Raw genomic sequence first — 16,040 nt, 5'->3', positions numbered from 1 at the left:
GAAGACAAGTGCCGACCTACCAGTACCAGTGCACCGAATGCGGCGAGGGCCTCGAGGCGGTGCAGAAGTTCACCGACGACGCCCTGACCGAGTGCCCCAACTGCAACGGACGCCTCAAGAAGGTGTTCTCCGCGGTCGGCATCGTCTTCAAGGGCTCCGGCTTCTACCGCAACGACAGCCGTGGCGCCTCGTCCAGCAGCTCGCCGGCGTCGTCGTCGTCGAAGTCCGCGGACACCAAGTCGTCGGACACGAAGCCCGCCGCCGCGCCGGCCGCCTCGTCGACCACCTCCTCCTCGAGCACGTCCAGCTCCTCGGGCTCCGCCGCCTGATTGAGCGGCTCCCCGGACACCTGGTCCGAGGACCCCGCCGTGGCCCTGCCACGGCGGGGTCCTCGGCGTTTCCCGGCACCTCCCGCCGACACGGGCACGCGGCCCTCTCGGCCGACCGCGCGGCGCGGTCCGCCGCGACCTCCCCCGGCACCGTCCGCAGGGTGATCCACTGCGGCTACTGTGACGGCCATGGCGACCAACGCGAACGCAGACTCCGGCACAGACCCCCGTCCCGGCTCCGCGGAGATCGGGGTCATCGGCGGCTCGGGCTTCTACTCCTTCCTGGAGAACGTCACCGAGGTCCAGGTCGAGACGCCGTACGGCCCTCCCAGTGACTCCCTCTTCCTCGGCGAGGTCGCCGGCCGCAAGGTGGCCTTCCTCCCCCGCCACGGACGCTCCCACCATCTGCCGCCGCACCGGATCAACTACCGCGCCAACCTGTGGGCGCTACGGTCGGTCGGCGTCCGCCAGGTCCTCGGGCCGTGCGCGGTCGGCGGACTGCGGCCGGAGTACGGGCCCGGCACCCTGCTGGTGCCCGACCAGTTCGTCGACCGGACCAAGGCCCGCGCGCAGAGCTACTTCGACGGCCTGCCGCTGCCCTCCGGCGCCGTCCCCAACGTCGTCCACGTCTCCCCCGCGGACCCGTACTGCCCCCGCGGGCGCAAGGCCGCCCTCGACGCGGCCCGGGGCCGCGACTGGGAGCCCGTCGACGGGGGCACCCTGGTGGTCGTCGAGGGCCCGCGGTTCTCGACCCGCGCCGAGTCCCGCTGGCACGCGGCGATGGGCTGGTCGGTGGTCGGCATGACGGGGCACCCCGAGGCGGTGCTCGCCCGTGAGCTGGAGCTCTGCTACACGTCGATCACGCTGGTGACGGACCTGGACGCGGGTGCCGAGGCCGGTGAGGGCGTCTCCCACGAGGAGGTCCTCGCGGTATTCGCGTCCAATGTCGACCGGCTGCGGAACGTCCTGTTCGACGCGGTCGCCGCCCTGCCGGCCGGCGACGGACGGGACTGTCCGTGCGGAAACGCCCTGGCGGGTGCGGACCTGGGCATCGAACTGCCCTGATCACCCTTGCGGGTGGCGGAGTTGTCCACAAGCCGGGGCCTGTCCACAGGCCCCGGCGGGCGCTTCGGGGAACCGGGATCGTGAGCGGTGCAGGACACGGGCGGCAGGCCCGGTCCCCACTCACGACAGGCGGTCCACCGACATGGCACTCCCGACCCATCCCCCGTTCCCGGCCACCGCGGATCCCTCCGCCGAGGCCTCGGCCACGGACTTCTCCACCACGGCCCCTCCGGCCGGCTCCACGTCCTCGGGTTTCCCCGACACGTTCGCCTCCACCGGCTCCTCGCCGTCGGACCTCGCCTCCGCCCCTTCCTCGCCCTCGGGCTTCCCCTCCGCCGCAGCCCCGGCCGGCGGCGCCACGGGGCCGGTCCCGGCCGGTCGGCGGCGCACGGGCGGCCACTCCCCGAGCTGTGCACCGCCGGATCACGACGCCCCGCAGCTCCAGGGCGTTCCGCCCTTCGAGCCGCTCAAGGTCCGAGGCAGTGCCCTGCGGCTTCAGCGCGCGCTGCGCAGGCAGCGCCGGGCGATGGCCGCGGGTCTCGCCGTCACCGCGGCCGCGCTGGCCGCGTCCACCGCCCACGGCGCCGACGACGGCGGCGCGGAGGCCAGGGGCCCGGGAGCACCCGCGCCCACCGCCGCCGCACCGGCATCGGCACCCGCATCGGCGCGGAAGCCGCAGGCGGGCGAGCAGTTGGTGTCCGCCGCCGTGCGCATCGCGGACGCGGCGACGGTGCGTCTGCTGCGCCCCGGCGACAGGGTCGATGTGATCGCCGCGGCGGAGTCCGTCGCTGGCGACGAGCCGCCCGCCGAGATCGTGGCGTCCTGTGTCCGGGTCACCGAGGTGCCGGAGACCGGTGACGGCTCCCCGGAGGCCGGAGCGCTGGTGGTGCTCTCCGTCCCGCGCACGACCGCCACGGCGCTCGCGGGAGCCGGGGCCACGTCACGACTGGCGGTGACGGTGTGCTGACGAAAAAGGCCGTGACTCGTACTGACGTATTGTCAGGTCACCTCTTCACGGCTGTGGATTGGACAGGGCGACAGGGTGCTGCCGTAGGTTGCGCAACTGTCCCCCTCCCCAACAGCACATGTGAAAAGAGGCTCATTCGTGAGCGAGAGCAAGCCGAGTCTGCTCGAAGGCTTCAAGGCCTTCCTGATGCGTGGAAACGTGATCGACCTCGCGGTCGCCGTCGTGATCGGTGCCGCCTTCACCAACATCGTGAACGCGGTGGTGAAGGGTGTGATCAACCCGCTTGTCGGAGCGTTCGGCACGAAGGACCTGGACTCCTACACGTCGTGTCTGAAGGCGCCGTGCCGGGTCGGTGCGGACGGCGAGATGGAAGGCATCCAGATCGCGTGGGGCTCGGTCCTCGGCGCGACCCTTCAGTTCCTCATCACGGCGGCCGTCGTGTACTTCCTGATGGTGCTTCCGATGGCCAAGTACCTGGCCCGCCGGGAGGCGCAGCGCAGGGCGAAGGAAGGCGTGAAGGAGACGCTGGAGGTGACCGAGCTGGAGGTGTTGAAGGAGATCCGCGACGCGGTCGTCGCACAGCGCTCCGCCGGTGGCTCCGGCCTCGCGGGCGGCCCCTCCGCACCGCCGCAGGACCGCGGCTGATCTCGGAGAGGCCGCAGGCTTCGGGCCCGCGGCTGATCGCGGGGCCGCCGCCGGCCTCAGGGCCGCGACCGGCCTCACGCACGGAGCGGCCGGCTCCAGATCTTCGAGGCCCGGAGCCGGCCGCCCGGCGGCCGCTGTCAGATGTGGTGGGGCGGCTTCTCGTCGAGGAAGCGCGCGAGATCGGCGGCGCTGTCGGAGCCATGAGGCCGCTCACCCCACCCGCGGTCCGTGTCGTCCGCGGACTGCTGGTCCAGCGGATCGTCGAAGACCAGCGCAGGCTTCGGTTGCGGCCTGCCCGGCTGCTTCGCGTCTCGCGGACCGGGGGCGGGGGCGGTGCTCATGCCTCCAGGGTACGGCCGCCCCGGCCCCCCGGGTCAACGGTCCTTGGGGTCGACCCACCACAGCGCCAGAACCACCAGGAACGAAAGACACAGGAAGCCCGCACCCCACCAGGCGGTGCCGGTGTCCCCCTGCATCCACTCGTTGACGATGATCGTCAGGCCCCAGAGCTGGCCGATGACCACCGTGCACGCGAGCGCGATCCGCGCGTTGAGGCGGGCGGCCCGCTCGGGCTCCTGCTCGCTGCCCGCTCCCGGCCCCGGCCCGGTACGGGTGACCCTGGGGTCCCCATAGCCGCTCGTGGGCCGGATCTGCGGATACCGCTCGTGGAGGGGCCGGTTGAGCCGGGGGTCGGCACTGCCCGGCCGGTAGACGGGGGCATCGCCCGCGGCGGGCAGCAGCGGTCCGTCGCCGTGGTGGGTCGGCCCGTCGGGGCCGACGGGCCCGCCCGGGTCCGCGGCGTGGCTCATGTGCCCTCCCCGGTCCGCTTGTCCCGGCCGCCCGGCGACGAGGTGCCCGGCGCCGCGCTCCCCGGCCGCCTGGCGGTCGGGGACGAGGGGCCCCCGTTCCGTGCGCCCCAGCGGGGCACGCCGGCGTCCCGGGTGCCGGCCCGGGTCCGAGACGCGCTGACTCCGGGGCATTCCAGCAGTTCCGCCCGCTCCGGATCGCGCTCGGCGAACTGCCGGCACCATGCGTCGCGGTCGGTCTCCCCCGACCGCACGGTGGCCAGCGCCCAGACGGCACCGTCGGCGTCCTCGTCGACGATCACCTTCGGCAGCGGGCGCGGCGGAGGGCCCGCCGTCACCTCCCCCGTGCGGACGTCGAAGACGCCCTCGTGGCACGGGCAGAGGAGCTCTCCCTCCGGGCCCCGGTCCGCGCGCCAGAGCACGGCGCAGGCCAGATGGGTGCAGATGGCCGAGTATCCGACGAGCGTGCCGTCCATGAGCCGTACGGCCACGGCCCGGTCGTCCTCGCCCGGGTACCGGAAGGCGAGCGACTCACCGGGGGCGAGACTCTCGGCGATCTTCTTCGGCCGGGGCAGTTCGTCGTTGTCGCCGTGGCGGTGCAGCACGCCGCCCGCCACACCGATGCCGCCGACGGCCAGACCGCCCGAGACGGTGGCGACGATACGGAGGTAGTCCCGGCGGGTGGTGAGGGCGTCGGCGGCGATCCTGTCGTGGAGCGCCTCCTGGGCCGCGTCCGGCGCGGAGTCGCCCGCTGCGGGCTGCTGGGTGACGCTCATGTGACATCGGCTCCGTTGATCTGGACGATGGGCAGCCCTCCGGGCACGGGCCACTGGACCTTGTCCGCGGGCACCACCATGGCGACGCCCGTCTTCACCACGACGTCGCCGAAGGTGAAGGAGTCGGCGACCTGGACGCCGGGGCGCTCCGCCTGGAGTTCCTCGACCGTGCCGTAGAAGAGCGCGCCGGTGGGGCAGACGGTGGCGCACATGGGAGCGAGGCCGTAGGCCGTGCGGTCGTAGCAGAGGTTGCACTTCATCTGGAGCTTCGCCTGGAGGTCGATCTTCGGTACCCCGAAGGGGCAGGCGTTCACACAGTTCGCGCAGCCGATGCAGCGGGTGGTGTCGGCCTGCTGGACCACTCCGTCGGCGGTGACCAGGATCGCGTCGGCCGGACACACCTCGGCGCAGGGGGCGACCGGGTCCTCGCAGTGCATGCAGACCGTCGGAAGGGAGGCGACCGTGTGGCCCTCGTCGGGATAGTCGAGGTGGATCATGGACTTGCCGCGGTGCGAGTCGCACTCGCGGCAGGCGGACACGCAGGCCTGGCAGCCGATGCACCGCCCGGGGTCGATGAAGATCGTTCTGCCCATCATGACCGGCCTCAGCTCCTCTCGGCGGTGCCCCGGCCCTGGGGGGCCGTGGGCGGCAGGGGGTCGGTGCGGGACACCTGGGTCTCGGGGTAGGCCGTGTGCCCCGGCGCGACGGGCGGCGCGGGCACGAGGTCGACCGCGTCGCCGGCCTCGACCCGGCAGGCGCACACCTTGTACTCGGGAATCTTGGAACGGGGGTCCAGGGCGTCGATGGTGAGGGCGTTCGCGGAGGTCGGCACGGGCCAGTGGTAGGGCACGAAGACCGTGTCCGGCCGGATGGCCTCGGTGACGAGGGCGGGGAAGACCTCGCTGCCGCGCCGGGTGACGACACGCACCGGGTCTCCGGACCGGAAGCCGAGCGAGGGGTGCACCTCCACCCAGGGCCGCGGCGTCTGCTCCACGAGGGCTCCCAGCCGGCGGGTCTGGTTGCCGGAGAGGAAGTGGGCGACGGTACGGCCGGTGGTCAGGGACATGGGGTACTCGTCGCTGTACGGGTCCATCGGGGGGTGCCACTCGACGACCTGGAGATGGATCTTTCCGTCGGGGTGGTACGTCCTGCCGTCCTCGAAGAGCCGGGGCGTGCCGGGGTGGTCGGTGGACGGGCAGGGCCAGGCGATGCCCCCGGTCTCCTCCAGGCGCTCGTAGGTGATGCCGTAGTAGTCGTTGACCGTGCCGGCGGAGGCGATCCGCAGCTCCTCGAAGACCTCCCGGGAGCCGGCGAAGGCGAACTTGTCGCCTGCGCCGAGCCGCTGGGCGAGCTGGCACATCACCCAGGTGTCGGTGCGCACGCCCGGGGGCGGCTCCTGCGCCTTGTTGTGCTTGACCACCCGGGCCTCGGCGTTCGCCATCACGCCTTCGTCCTCGGCCCAGGTGGTGACGGGGAAGACCACATGCGCGTTGGCGGCGGTCTCGGAGAGGAAGAAGTCGAACTGGGCGTGGAACTCGGTGGCGTCGTAGCCCTCCTTCACCACCCGGTAGTTGGGCAGCGACACGAAGGGGTTGTTGCAGATGCCGATCAGACCGCGGATCTCCCCGCGCTGCATCTGCCAGACCATCTCCATCATGGAGGTGCCGGCGGGCGGGAGGTCCGACTCGTCGATGCCCCAGATCTCGCAGATCTGCCGGCGGTGCTCCTCGTTCATGATCGACCGGCCGCCGGGCAGCAGGTCGGACTTCTGTCCGTGCTCCCGGCCGCCCTGGCCGTTGCCCTGGCCGGTGATGGTGCCGTATCCGGCGCCGGGCCTGCCGATGTGGCCGGTGGCGACGCAGAGGTTGATGACGGTCAGGCAGTTCTCCACGCCCTGGGAGTGGTGCTCGATACCGCGGGCGTGCCAGGCCATGGCCTTCTCCGCGCCCGCGAAGGTCCGGGCGACCTGCACGATCTGCTCGGCCGGGACGCCGCAGATCTCGGCGGCCCGGGAGGGCGGGTACTCGGCCGCCTTGGCCCGGACCTCGGCCCAGCCGGTGGCGTGTTCGGCGAGGTACGCCTCGTCGGTCAGGCCCTCTTCGACGACGACGTTGAGCACGGCGTTGAAGAAGGCCGCGTCCGTGCCGGGCTTCAGTGCCACATGGATGTCGGCGGTGCGGGCGACGGCCGTCTCGCGCGGGTCGATGACGATCAGCGAGGCACCGCGGTCCCGGGCTCCCCACACGTACTGGGTCATGACGGGGAAGCACTCGCCGACGTTGGAGCCGGCGATCAGCAGGCAGTCGGTGAGGAGGATGTCGGAGAAGGGGTTGCCGGCCCGGTCGATGCCGAAGGCCAGCTTGTTCGCCCCGGCGGCCGAGACCATGCACAGCCGGCCGTTGTAGTCGACATGGCGGGTACGCAGGGCGACCCGGGCGAACTTGCCGACCAGATACGTCTTCTCGGAGAACAGGCTGGCGCCGCCGAGCAGCCCGAAGGCGTCCTTGCCGTAGGTGTCCTGGATCCGCCGGATCTCCGAGACGGTGAAGTCGAGCGCCTCCTCCCAGGACGTCTCCCGGAAGGGTTCGTCCCGGCTGCGGCGCATCAGCGGGGCGGTCAGCCGGTCGGGGTGGTTGACCTGCTGGTAGGCGTTGATGCCCTTGGGGCACAGCCGCATGCGGTTGATGTCGTGGTTGCGGGGCTCGACGCCGAAGACCTTGCCGCCGTGGTCGACGCGGAGATACATGCCGCACTGGACACCGCAGAAGCAGCAGTGGGTGGGCACCAGGGTCTCGCCGTTCTGGTCGGCGTGCCACTGGTCGGCCGGGATGCCTCCGGCGTCCCGGAAGTTCCGGGTGCCCGGCGGCGCGATGGACGGGTCGAGGGGGACGGGCGCCCGGTGCTGCTCGGCGGTCACTTGAAGCCCTTCTTGACATGGGTCAGGTACGCGCCGCCGCGGAGCACGCGCTTGCAGCGGGGGCAGTACTCGGCCCATTCGGCGAAGTCGAGCCGCAGGTCGCGCATCGTGCCCTGGAGGTTCTCGACGTAGGCGGTGGTGTCGACGGGTTGGCCGCAGCGACGGCAGGCGAAGTCCTCGTCCTCCTGCCGGGAGGTGTACTTGAACAGCTGCATGCCCACCGCGGCCGGCCGCTGGACGATGTGGAAGAACTTGCCGAACGGGATGTAGATCAGCGTGAAGACCACCGACACCATGTGCAGGATCGCGAGGAACTCGTAGCCGCCGCCGTGCAGGAAGAGCGACGAGAACGTGAGCAGCAGCCCGGTCACGGAGATGACGATGAGCGCGATCAGCGGGACGAGGTCGTAGGCGAAGCGCTGGCCGGTGATGGCTCCGCGGTCCTTCATCCGGCGCCACAGGAAGTAGGAGGCCCCGGGGATGACGAGGACCGCGGCGATGTCCAGGCCGTGGAACATGATCCAGCCGAAGAAGTTCAGCGCGTCGAAGCCCAGCACCTTCAGGCCCCAGATGCGCATCTCGTACCCGGGGCCCGAGCCGGTGCCGGAGGTGAAGGTGAACCAGCCCCACGTCAGAGGGAAGGTGATCAGCGCGGCGAGTACGCAGCCCCAGAAGATGAGCTGGTGAGCGGCCCAGCGGGCGTGGGACCTGGCACCGAGGAACTTCTGGAAGCCGAGGTAGGTGGCGATCATCTTCGGCAGGGCCGTCGGGGCCCGGCGGAAGTTGGCCGCGGAGAAGAAGCTGCGCCAGCCCTCCTTGAAGAGCCGGCGCGCGCCCGGAGAGGAGACCCAGACCGTGTAGCGGTAGGCGACACCGAAGGCGAGGAAGACGGTGGCGACGGCATAGGGCAGCAGGGCGGAGTCGAAGTCCTTCAGCATCCGGCTGCCGAAGACGATCGCGAGGATCAGCAGCAGGGACACGGCGACACCGGCGAGCGTCGCCCGCTGCGCCACGGGCAGCGGACTGCGGCTCCCCGATTCGGCGGGGGCGGCGGGCGCGGCGGCCGGGGGGACCGACGGCTTCGCCGGTTCGGCGGGGGCTTCTGGTGGCTCGGTCACGGAGCCACGTTAGGTTGCTTTGACACCAATAGCCCGTTATGTACGTCAGCGGGGTGAGCCGTGGCGCGGGCACCCGCAGCCGCCCTCCGGTCCGCCACCGGCCGGGGCACGCGGCCGGGGCGCGCAGTCGACCGAGGGCCGGCCGCGCCCGCGCCACGGGAGCTCTCACGGGCCGGCCCGGGCCGCCCTGCCCCGCCGCCGCACCGTTCTCGCCGAGGCCGGGTGCTCAACTACCGTGAGGACCATGGACGTCGACGAGAGCAGCGGGACGGGCAGCGCGCACGGGCGGGCCGGCGGCGGGCTGACCGATGTGCGGGGTCTGCGGGTCGGTCATGCGCGGGTCCCCGGAGCGCGGGCGCTCACCGGCACCACGGTCGTGCTCGCCCCGGCCGGGGGCGCCGTCGCGGCGGTCGACGTGCGTGGCGGGGGTCCCGGGACGCGGGAGACCGACGCGCTCGATCCCCGCAACCTGGTCCAGCGCGTCGAGGCGGTCGTGCTGACCGGCGGCAGCGCCTACGGCCTGGAGTCCGCGGCCGGGGTGATGGCGTGGCTGGAGGAGCGGCAGCGCGGCGTGCGCGTGGGCCCGGACCCGTCGCAGGTCGTCCCGGTCGTCCCGGCGGCCTGTGTCTTCGACCTCGGCCGCGGGGGCGACTGGCGGGCCCGGCCCGACGCCTCGACCGGCCGTGCGGCGGTGGAGGCCGCGGCCGCGACGGCCGAGGGCGCCCCGGTGCCGGAGGGCGCGGTGGGCGCCGGCACGGGCGCGGTGATCGGGGCCTTCAAGGGCGGCGTCGGCACGGCGTCCCAGGTGCTGGACTCCGGCGTCACGGTGGCGGCCCTCGTCGTCGCCAACGCGGTGGGCTCGGCGGTGGACCCGCGCACGGGTGCGCTGTACGGCGCGTACGTCACCGAACGCGCCACCTGTCCATCGCCCGCGGTACATGCCGCCGCGCAGCTCCGGCTGGCCGAGGCCCGTGAACGCAACGGCCCCGCCCCCCTGAACACGACCCTCGCGGTGGTCGCCACGGACGCGGACCTGACCCGCGCCCAGGCCCAGAAACTCGCCGGCACGGCGCACGACGGCATCGCCCGCGCCGTGCGGCCGGTGCATCTCCTCAACGACGGGGACACGGTGTTCGCCCTGGCCACGGGCGCGAAGGCGCTCGGTGAGGAGGACCCGCTGGCGCTGAACGAGATCCTGGCGGCGGGCGCCGACACCGTCACGGAGGCGATCGTCCGGGCGGTCCGCGCGGCGGAAGGGGTCGAGGGTCAGGGGGGTTGGTTCCCCTCGTACCGGGATCTCTACGGGGCCGGCTGACCGATCCCGGCCAAGGCCCTTACGTCTCCCGGAACTTGCACCGGGTCCCCCGTCGTTTTACCTGAACCTTGACCGCGTTGTCCGACCCAAGCGCTACGTTTAGCAATCAGCAAGTGACGTGTGGCGACGGCCTGGAGACACCTCTTGAACGATCTCATCGATCCGTACGAGACGACCGGGGCTCATCTCGCGCGACTCCTCGGTCGGGCGCTCAACTCCTTCGATCTGCCCGACGCGATGGTCGAGCGTCTCGATTCGGCGCTGGCGCATGTGAGTTCGCTGCACTTCTCGCACCACACCGCGGGGCTGCACCGGTCCATGTACCGCCACGCCTACCTGCTGCGGGACGGCGGCTCGCTGACGCTGTGGGAGCTGGTGCACAGCACCGGGCGCGACCGCGCCGACCAGCACGAGCTGTACGCGGAGGAGTCCGAGGCCAGACTCGCGGCGTCCCGGCTGCCCGAGGGCTTCCCGGGCTTCGGCGACGACCTCGGCGCCACCGGCTTCGACATGGACGCCGACCTCGAACTGCTCACCTCGCTCATGGGGCCGCCCCCGCCGCCGCTCCCGCCGGTCTACGTCCTCGACGACTCGGCGGACCACGCCCGCCGGGTGCTGCGCCGGGCGGAGAACGAGGACCGCCCCGGGGAGGAGGCCGGCCGGCGGCTGCGGGCCGCGTTCGCCCACCACATCACCCAGGTCTTCGGCCGCCAGTACCGCGTGCTGGGCAAGGACGCGGGCTTCACCCTCTACGAGCACGCCTTCCTGCTGATCGACGGCACGGAGACCAGCCTGTGGGAGGTCGAGCACACGGCGACTCCCGACGGCCGCCACATGTGCGAGGTCTACGAGGACGAGCGGGCCGCCCGCGAGGCGATGGAACTGCGCACCCGGGTGCGCTGACCCCGCGGTGAAACGCGCCGCCGCCCGGCAGGCCGAGGGCCTGCCGGGCGGGCGGGTGTGCCGGTGGACCGACCGGCGCGAGGTCAGCGGGCGAGAGCAGGCTCCGGCTCGGTGGGCCGCTCCCCGGCCGCTTCCCCGGCGCCGCTCTCCGGCTCGTCGGCCGCACCGGCCTCCAGGTGCTGCTTCGGCTTGGCCGGCAGGGCGAACATCACCGCGAAGATGACGCCCAGCACCGCCACCACCCACCACAGCGAGTTCTGGAAGGCGTCGGTGAACGCCTGGCCCATGGCGCTCGGCGCGAGCTTCTCCTCGTCGATCACGCCGAAGAAGACCACGGACACCAGGCCGAGGCCCAGCGCGTTGCCCATCTGCGTGGTGGTGTTGATGAGCCCGGAGGCCGAACCGGCGTGCTCCCGGGGCACTTCCGAGAGCACCGCGTCGGTCAGCGGCGCGACGATCAGACCCATGCCCACGCCCATCACGACCAGCGGCAGCATCATCTGCCACGAGTGGATCGCGGTGCCGTAGCGGCCGGCCTCCCAGATGTAGAGCAGCATGCCCGCGGCCATCGTCGCCGCGCCCGCCTGGAGCACCTTGCGCCCGAAGCGGGGCACCAGGAGCTGGACGGACATGCCGGCGGCGGCCGACACCGCGACGGAGAACGGCACGCCCGTCAGACCGGCCCTGAGCGGGCTCCAGCCGAGGCCGATCTGCATGTAGAGCGTCCAGACCAGGAAGAAGATGCCCATCACCATGCCGAAGGTGAGCTGGACGGCGATGCCGGCGGCGAAGCTCTTCACCCGGAACAGCGACAGTTCCACCAGCGGGGAGCCGTCCTTGCGGGTCTTGTACCGCTCGTAGACGACGAACGCGGCGAACACCGGCACGCTGCCCGCCATGCAGAGGTGGCCCCACAGCGGCCAGTCCAGCTCGCGGCCGCGGGTGAGCGGGTAGACCAGCATGAGCAGCGCGAGGGTCACCAGGGCGACGCCGACCAGGTCCAGCCGGAGCGCGCGGGGCGCCTTGGACTCGGTGATGTACTTCCGGCCGAGGATCAGGGCGGCGACGCCGACCGGCAGGTTGATCAGGAAGATCGGGCGCCATTCGAGGCCGAAGAGGTTCCACTGGGTGAGCAGCGCGCCGAGAAGCGGTCCGGAGACGGCGCCGAGGCCGACGATCGCGCCGAAGAGTCCGAACACCTTGCCGCGTTCGTGCGCCGGGAAGGTGACGTGCACGATCGCCAGGACCTGCGGCACCATCAGCGCGGCCGACGCGCCCTGGAGGAGCCGGGCTGCGACGAGCATCTCCGAGTTGGGTGCGAAGCCGCAGAGCGCCGAGGCCACGGTGAACGCGGTGATGCCGGTCAGGAACAGGCGCCTGCGTCCGTAGATGTCGCCGAGCCTGCCGCCGGTGATCAGGCCGGCGGCGAAGGCGAGCGCGTATCCGGCGGTGATCCACTGGATGGCGCCGAAGGAGGCCCCGAGGTCGCGCTCGATGCTGGGGATGGCGATGTTGACGATCGTGACGTCGACCAGATCCATGAACGCCGCGGTCATGACGATGGCGAGGGCGATCCATCGCCTGCGGTCCGATGCCGCGCCCGTCGCGGCGGGCTTGGGTGCCTGCTGTGAACTCATACGAGCATTCTGGAAGCCATATAGGTCAGATCACGGCCTAGATGACGGGCATCCTGAGGGACATGACGGACACTCCGGCACGACTTCTGCATCTGCTCTCGCTCCTCCAGACCCCGCGCGAGTGGCCCGGGAGCGAGCTCGCCGAACGGCTGACGGTCAGCCCGCGCACGATCCGGCGCGACATCGACCGGCTGCGGGATCTCGGCTACCCGGTGGAGGCGACCAAGGGCGCCGTGGGCGGCTACCGCCTGGTCGCCGGGGCCGCCATGCCGCCCCTGCTGCTGGACGACGAGGAGGCGGTCGCCATCGCCGTCGGCCTGCGGGCCGGAGCCGGCCACGCCATCGAGGGCATCGAGGAGGCATCGGTACGGGCGCTGGCGAAGCTGGAGCAGGTGCTGCCGTCCCGGCTGCGCCACCGGGTGGCCACCCTCCAGGCGGCGACGCTCCCGCTGGCCCGCGGCGACGGCGCGTCGATCGACCCCCACATCCTGACGGCCATCGCGGGCACGGTCACCGGCCAGGAGCGGCTGCGCTTCGCGTACCGGGCGGGTGACGGGGCCGAGACCAAGCGGCTGGTCGAGCCGTACCGGCTGGTCTCCACGGGGCGGCGCTGGTACCTGGTCGCGTTCGACCTCCAGCGCGAGGACTGGCGCACCTTCCGGGTGGACCGGGTGACGGAGCCGTTCGCGACGGGGGCGCGCTTCACCCCGCGGCCGGCTCCGGTCGGCGACGCGGCCGAGCTGCTCGGTCACACCATGTCGCGCCAGCAGCCGGAGCACGAGATCGACGTGACGTTCCGCGCGCCGGCGCCGCAGGTGGCGGCGCGGCTGCCCGAGCATCTCGGGGCGCCGGTGCCCGCGGGCGAGAACGCCTGCCGGCTGCGCACCCGGTCGGCGGACTCGGTGGAGTGGCTGGCGCTGCGGCTGGCGCTGGTGGACTGCGAGTTCACCGTGCACGGGCCGCCCGCGCTGCGGGAGCACATGGCGGGCCTGGCGACCAGGCTCGGCCGGGCGACCGCCTGAGACGCGCGGCGGTCCGGGCAGGCACCGGGCCCGGCCGGGTGACTCGCCTGATGCTCACGACGGTCCGCAAACACCGGGCCCGGCCGGGCGTGCCGTCCGGTGCGCGCGGCGGGCAGGCCGCCGCCGGGCAGGTGTCGGGCCGGCGCCCCGGCACACGGCGGCGCCCGGTCCGGCGGGTGCCGTACCGGGCGCCCGGTCGTGGTCGGCGCCTGCCGGGGGGCAGGCGCGGCCAGGGCCGGGCCGGCGTGCGCGGCCGGAGATCAGGCCGCCGCGTCGAAGCCCGTGTCGCGCGCCATCTTCTTCAGCTCCAGCAGCGCGTGCTTCTCGATCTGGCGGATCCGCTCCCGGGTCAGCCCGTGCTCCTTGCCGACCTCGGTGAGCGTGCGCTCCCGGCCGTCCTCGATGCCGTAGCGCATCCGGATGATCGAGGCGGTGCGGTTGTCCAGCTTGCCGATCAGGCCGTCGAGCTCCTCGCTGCGCAGCAGCGTGAGCACCGACTGCTCGGGCGAGACCGCCGAGGTGTCCTCCAGCAGGTCGCCGAACTGGGTCTCGCCCGCGTCGTCCACGCCCATGTTCAGGCTGACCGGGTCACGGGCCCAGTCGAGCACGTCGACGACGCGCTCGGGGGTGGAGCCCAGCTCCTCCGCCACCTCGGCGGCCTCCGGGTCCCTGCCGTGCTCTCGGTTGAACTCGCGCTGGACGCGGCGGATCCGGCCCAGCTCCTCCACCAGGTGGACGGGGAGCCGGATGGTGCGGGACTGGTCGGCTATGGACCGGGTGATCGCCTGGCGGATCCACCACGTGGCGTAGGTCGAGAACTTGAAGCCCTTCGCGTAGTCGAACTTCTCGACGGCGCGCACCAGGCCCGCGTTCCCCTCCTGGATCAGGTCGAGGAGCGGCAGGCCGCTGCGCGGGTAGCGCCGGGCCACGGCGACGACGAGGCGCAGGTTGGAGCGGATGAAGATGTCCTTGGCGCGCTCACCGGCCTCGGCGAGCGCCTCGAGCTCCTCACGCGTGGCCCCCTGGGCCTCGCTCTCCACGTCCCCGTCCAGGATCTGACGGGCGTAGACGCCCGCCTCGATGGTCTGGGAAAGCTCGACCTCCTTGGCGGCGTCGAGCAGTGGCGTCCGCGCGATCTCGTCGAGATACATGCCGACCAGGTCGCGGTCGGCGATCTCTCCGCCCACGGCGCGAACGCTGCCCGCCCTGTCGGTCCCTCCGGACTCGGCCTGACGACGGGCGACGGCACGGGTTGCCATGCGAGCTCCCTTGCAAAGTAGGTCGCGACACCCTTTCGGGTGCCCTGCATCCGATGGAAACAACGACTGGAATCCGGACAGAATTCCCATGCGGTGCATCGATTTCCGTGATCATGCAGTACCCTGCCCGGCCACCAGGGCAGACGGGACGACCGGACCTCCCACCGAAGCGCAGGTCAGAGCGGGCACGGAGGGTGATCCGACGACCTCGCGTCCACCGGTGACCGGTGGGCGCGTGAGACGGCCGTCACGTACGGCACCGCGGCATCCACCCCGGACAGCGCCGTCCGCGGTCGATCTCCCACCCCGGAAGACGGCCCCCGCCGCCTCCTGGTTGCTCAGGAGGGTTCCCCTTCGTCCACGGACGATGCCCGGCCGTTTTCCGGGCATCGCCCCGGCCTCACCGGTATCGCCGGCCTCCGGTCCCGCGCCGCGTCTCAGCCGAACTGCACGGACCGCTTGGCCAGACCCATCCAGAAGCCGTCGATCACGCTGCGCCCCGTCCCCAGCTCGCCCTCCGAGGCACCGAGGGTCACGAAGAGGGGGGCGAAGTGCTCGGTGCGGGGGTGGGCGAGGCGGCCGGCCGGGGCCTTGTTCTCGAAGTCGAGCAGCGCGTCCACATCGGCGTGGGCGAGGGCCTCGCGGCCCCAGTCGTCGAACTCGCTGGACCAGCCGGGCGTCCCGCCGTGCCGCAGGGCGGCGAGGTTGTGGGTGAAGAAGCCGCTGCCGACGATCAGCACGCCCTCGTCCCGCAGCGGGGCGAGGCGGCGGCCGATATCGAGGAGCTCGACCGGGTCGAGCGTCGGCATGGAGATCTGGAGCACCGGGATGCCGGCGTCCGGGTACATCTCGACGAGGGGCACGTAGGCGCCGTGGTCGAGGCCGCGCTCGGGCACGTCCTGCACAGGGGTGCCGGCGCGGCGCAGCATCTTGCGGACGGAGTCGGCGAGGGCGGGCGCGCCGGGGGCCTCGTAGCGGACCCGGTAGTAGTGCTCGGGGAAGCCCCAGAAGTCGTAGACCAGGGGGACGGTCTCGGTGGCGCCGAGGGCGAGCGGGGCCTCCTCCCAGTGCGCCGAGACGACCAGGATCGCGGTGGGGCGGGGCAGGCCGGCCGACCAGGCGGCGAGCTGGCCGGGCCACACGGGGTCGTCCGCGAGGGGCGGGGCGCCGTGGGAGAGGTAGAGGGCGGGCATGCGCTCCGCGGCGGGGGTGGCATTCATGACGGCTCCTGCTCCCAATCTACTTGAACTTTCAAGCTCAAAATCACTCTAGACCCATTTA

General features: G+C 72.4%; 16 protein-coding genes. 7 read left to right on the top strand and 9 right to left on the bottom strand.

Going from position 1 to position 16,040, the window contains the following annotated elements; all coding sequences use genetic code 11:
- The first annotated feature begins 8 nt into the window (after positions 1 to 8).
- The 4 genes from JE024_RS20460 (at position 9) to JE024_RS20445 (ending at position 3,006) form a co-directional block, all read left to right on the top strand.
- Entirely contained in the window at positions 9 to 329 is a 321-nt protein-coding gene (locus JE024_RS20460) for an FmdB family zinc ribbon protein (RefSeq protein ID WP_205374973.1), read from the top strand.
- 189 nt (positions 330 to 518) lie between these two features.
- A complete protein-coding gene (locus JE024_RS20455) occupies positions 519 to 1,394 on the top strand; it encodes an S-methyl-5'-thioadenosine phosphorylase (protein WP_205374972.1) in 876 nt (291 codons plus the stop codon).
- 142 nt (positions 1,395 to 1,536) lie between these two features.
- On the top strand, positions 1,537 to 2,361 hold the full coding sequence (locus JE024_RS42095) for a hypothetical protein (protein WP_307840704.1): 825 nt from the start codon (positions 1,537 to 1,539) through the stop codon (positions 2,359 to 2,361).
- Between the two features lie 138 nt (positions 2,362 to 2,499).
- Entirely contained in the window at positions 2,500 to 3,006 is a 507-nt protein-coding gene (locus JE024_RS20445; protein ID WP_205374971.1) for a large conductance mechanosensitive channel protein MscL, read from the top strand.
- 137 nt (positions 3,007 to 3,143) lie between these two features.
- On the opposite strand, the gene JE024_RS20440 is transcribed toward JE024_RS20445, so the two are convergent.
- Genes JE024_RS20440 through JE024_RS20415 form a run of 6 tightly spaced genes read right to left on the bottom strand, consistent with a single transcriptional unit; the run spans position 3,144 to position 8,623 of the window.
- Positions 3,144 to 3,347 carry a hypothetical protein gene (locus tag JE024_RS20440; RefSeq protein WP_205374970.1) on the bottom strand — a complete coding sequence of 68 codons (204 nt, stop codon included), beginning with the start codon at positions 3,345 to 3,347 and terminating at the stop codon, positions 3,144 to 3,146.
- Between the two features lie 33 nt (positions 3,348 to 3,380).
- Positions 3,381 to 3,815 (bottom strand): hypothetical protein, encoded by a 435-nt coding sequence (locus tag JE024_RS20435; RefSeq protein WP_244883003.1) that lies wholly within the window; start codon positions 3,813 to 3,815, stop codon positions 3,381 to 3,383.
- On the bottom strand, positions 3,812 to 4,588 hold the full coding sequence (locus tag JE024_RS20430) for a QcrA and Rieske domain-containing protein (protein WP_205374969.1): 777 nt from the start codon (positions 4,586 to 4,588) through the stop codon (positions 3,812 to 3,814). Before JE024_RS20430 ends, JE024_RS20435 begins: the two co-directional genes overlap by 4 nt.
- On the bottom strand, positions 4,585 to 5,184 hold the full coding sequence (locus JE024_RS20425; protein WP_147986884.1) for a 4Fe-4S dicluster domain-containing protein: 600 nt from the start codon (positions 5,182 to 5,184) through the stop codon (positions 4,585 to 4,587). Before JE024_RS20425 ends, JE024_RS20430 begins: the two co-directional genes overlap by 4 nt.
- Positions 5,185 to 5,192: 8 nt before the next feature.
- On the bottom strand, positions 5,193 to 7,505 hold the full coding sequence (locus JE024_RS20420; RefSeq protein WP_205374968.1) for a molybdopterin oxidoreductase family protein: 2,313 nt from the start codon (positions 7,503 to 7,505) through the stop codon (positions 5,193 to 5,195).
- Entirely contained in the window at positions 7,502 to 8,623 is a 1,122-nt protein-coding gene (locus JE024_RS20415) for an MFS transporter (protein WP_205374967.1), read from the bottom strand. Before JE024_RS20415 ends, JE024_RS20420 begins: the two co-directional genes overlap by 4 nt.
- 244 nt (positions 8,624 to 8,867) lie before the next feature.
- On the opposite strand from JE024_RS20415, the gene JE024_RS20410 reads away from it, so the two are divergent.
- Both JE024_RS20410 and JE024_RS20405 read left to right on the top strand, forming a co-directional pair.
- Positions 8,868 to 9,938, top strand: coding sequence for a P1 family peptidase (locus tag JE024_RS20410; RefSeq protein WP_205374966.1), 1,071 nt, complete (start codon positions 8,868 to 8,870; stop codon positions 9,936 to 9,938).
- A gap of 144 nt (positions 9,939 to 10,082) precedes the next feature.
- Entirely contained in the window at positions 10,083 to 10,841 is a 759-nt protein-coding gene (locus tag JE024_RS20405; protein ID WP_205374965.1) for a DUF6227 family protein, read from the top strand.
- A gap of 83 nt (positions 10,842 to 10,924) precedes the next feature.
- On the opposite strand, the gene JE024_RS20400 is transcribed toward JE024_RS20405, so the two are convergent.
- Positions 10,925 to 12,478, bottom strand: coding sequence for an MFS transporter (locus JE024_RS20400; protein ID WP_205374964.1), 1,554 nt, complete (start codon positions 12,476 to 12,478; stop codon positions 10,925 to 10,927).
- Positions 12,479 to 12,540: 62 nt separating this feature from the next.
- On the opposite strand from JE024_RS20400, the gene JE024_RS20395 reads away from it, so the two are divergent.
- A complete protein-coding gene (locus JE024_RS20395) occupies positions 12,541 to 13,500 on the top strand; it encodes a helix-turn-helix transcriptional regulator (RefSeq protein ID WP_205374963.1) in 960 nt (319 codons plus the stop codon).
- Between the two features lie 260 nt (positions 13,501 to 13,760).
- On the opposite strand, the gene JE024_RS20390 is transcribed toward JE024_RS20395, so the two are convergent.
- Together JE024_RS20390 and JE024_RS20385 are read right to left on the bottom strand one after the other, a co-directional pair.
- The gene (locus tag JE024_RS20390) at positions 13,761 to 14,759 is read right to left on the bottom strand and encodes a sigma-70 family RNA polymerase sigma factor (protein ID WP_205374962.1); all 999 of its coding nucleotides are present in this window, start codon (positions 14,757 to 14,759) and stop codon (positions 13,761 to 13,763) included.
- 437 nt (positions 14,760 to 15,196) lie between these two features.
- The gene (locus JE024_RS20385) at positions 15,197 to 15,979 is read right to left on the bottom strand and encodes a dioxygenase family protein (RefSeq protein WP_205374961.1); all 783 of its coding nucleotides are present in this window, start codon (positions 15,977 to 15,979) and stop codon (positions 15,197 to 15,199) included.
- Positions 15,980 to 16,040: the final 61 nt, after the last annotated feature.

Origin of the sequence: Streptomyces zhihengii (genome assembly GCF_016919245.1) — a bacterium.
GTDB lineage: Bacteria > Actinomycetota > Actinomycetes > Streptomycetales > Streptomycetaceae > Streptomyces > Streptomyces zhihengii.
The sequence above is the reverse complement of the archived record's forward strand: the minus strand, read 5'-3'. Positions and strand labels throughout refer to the sequence as shown.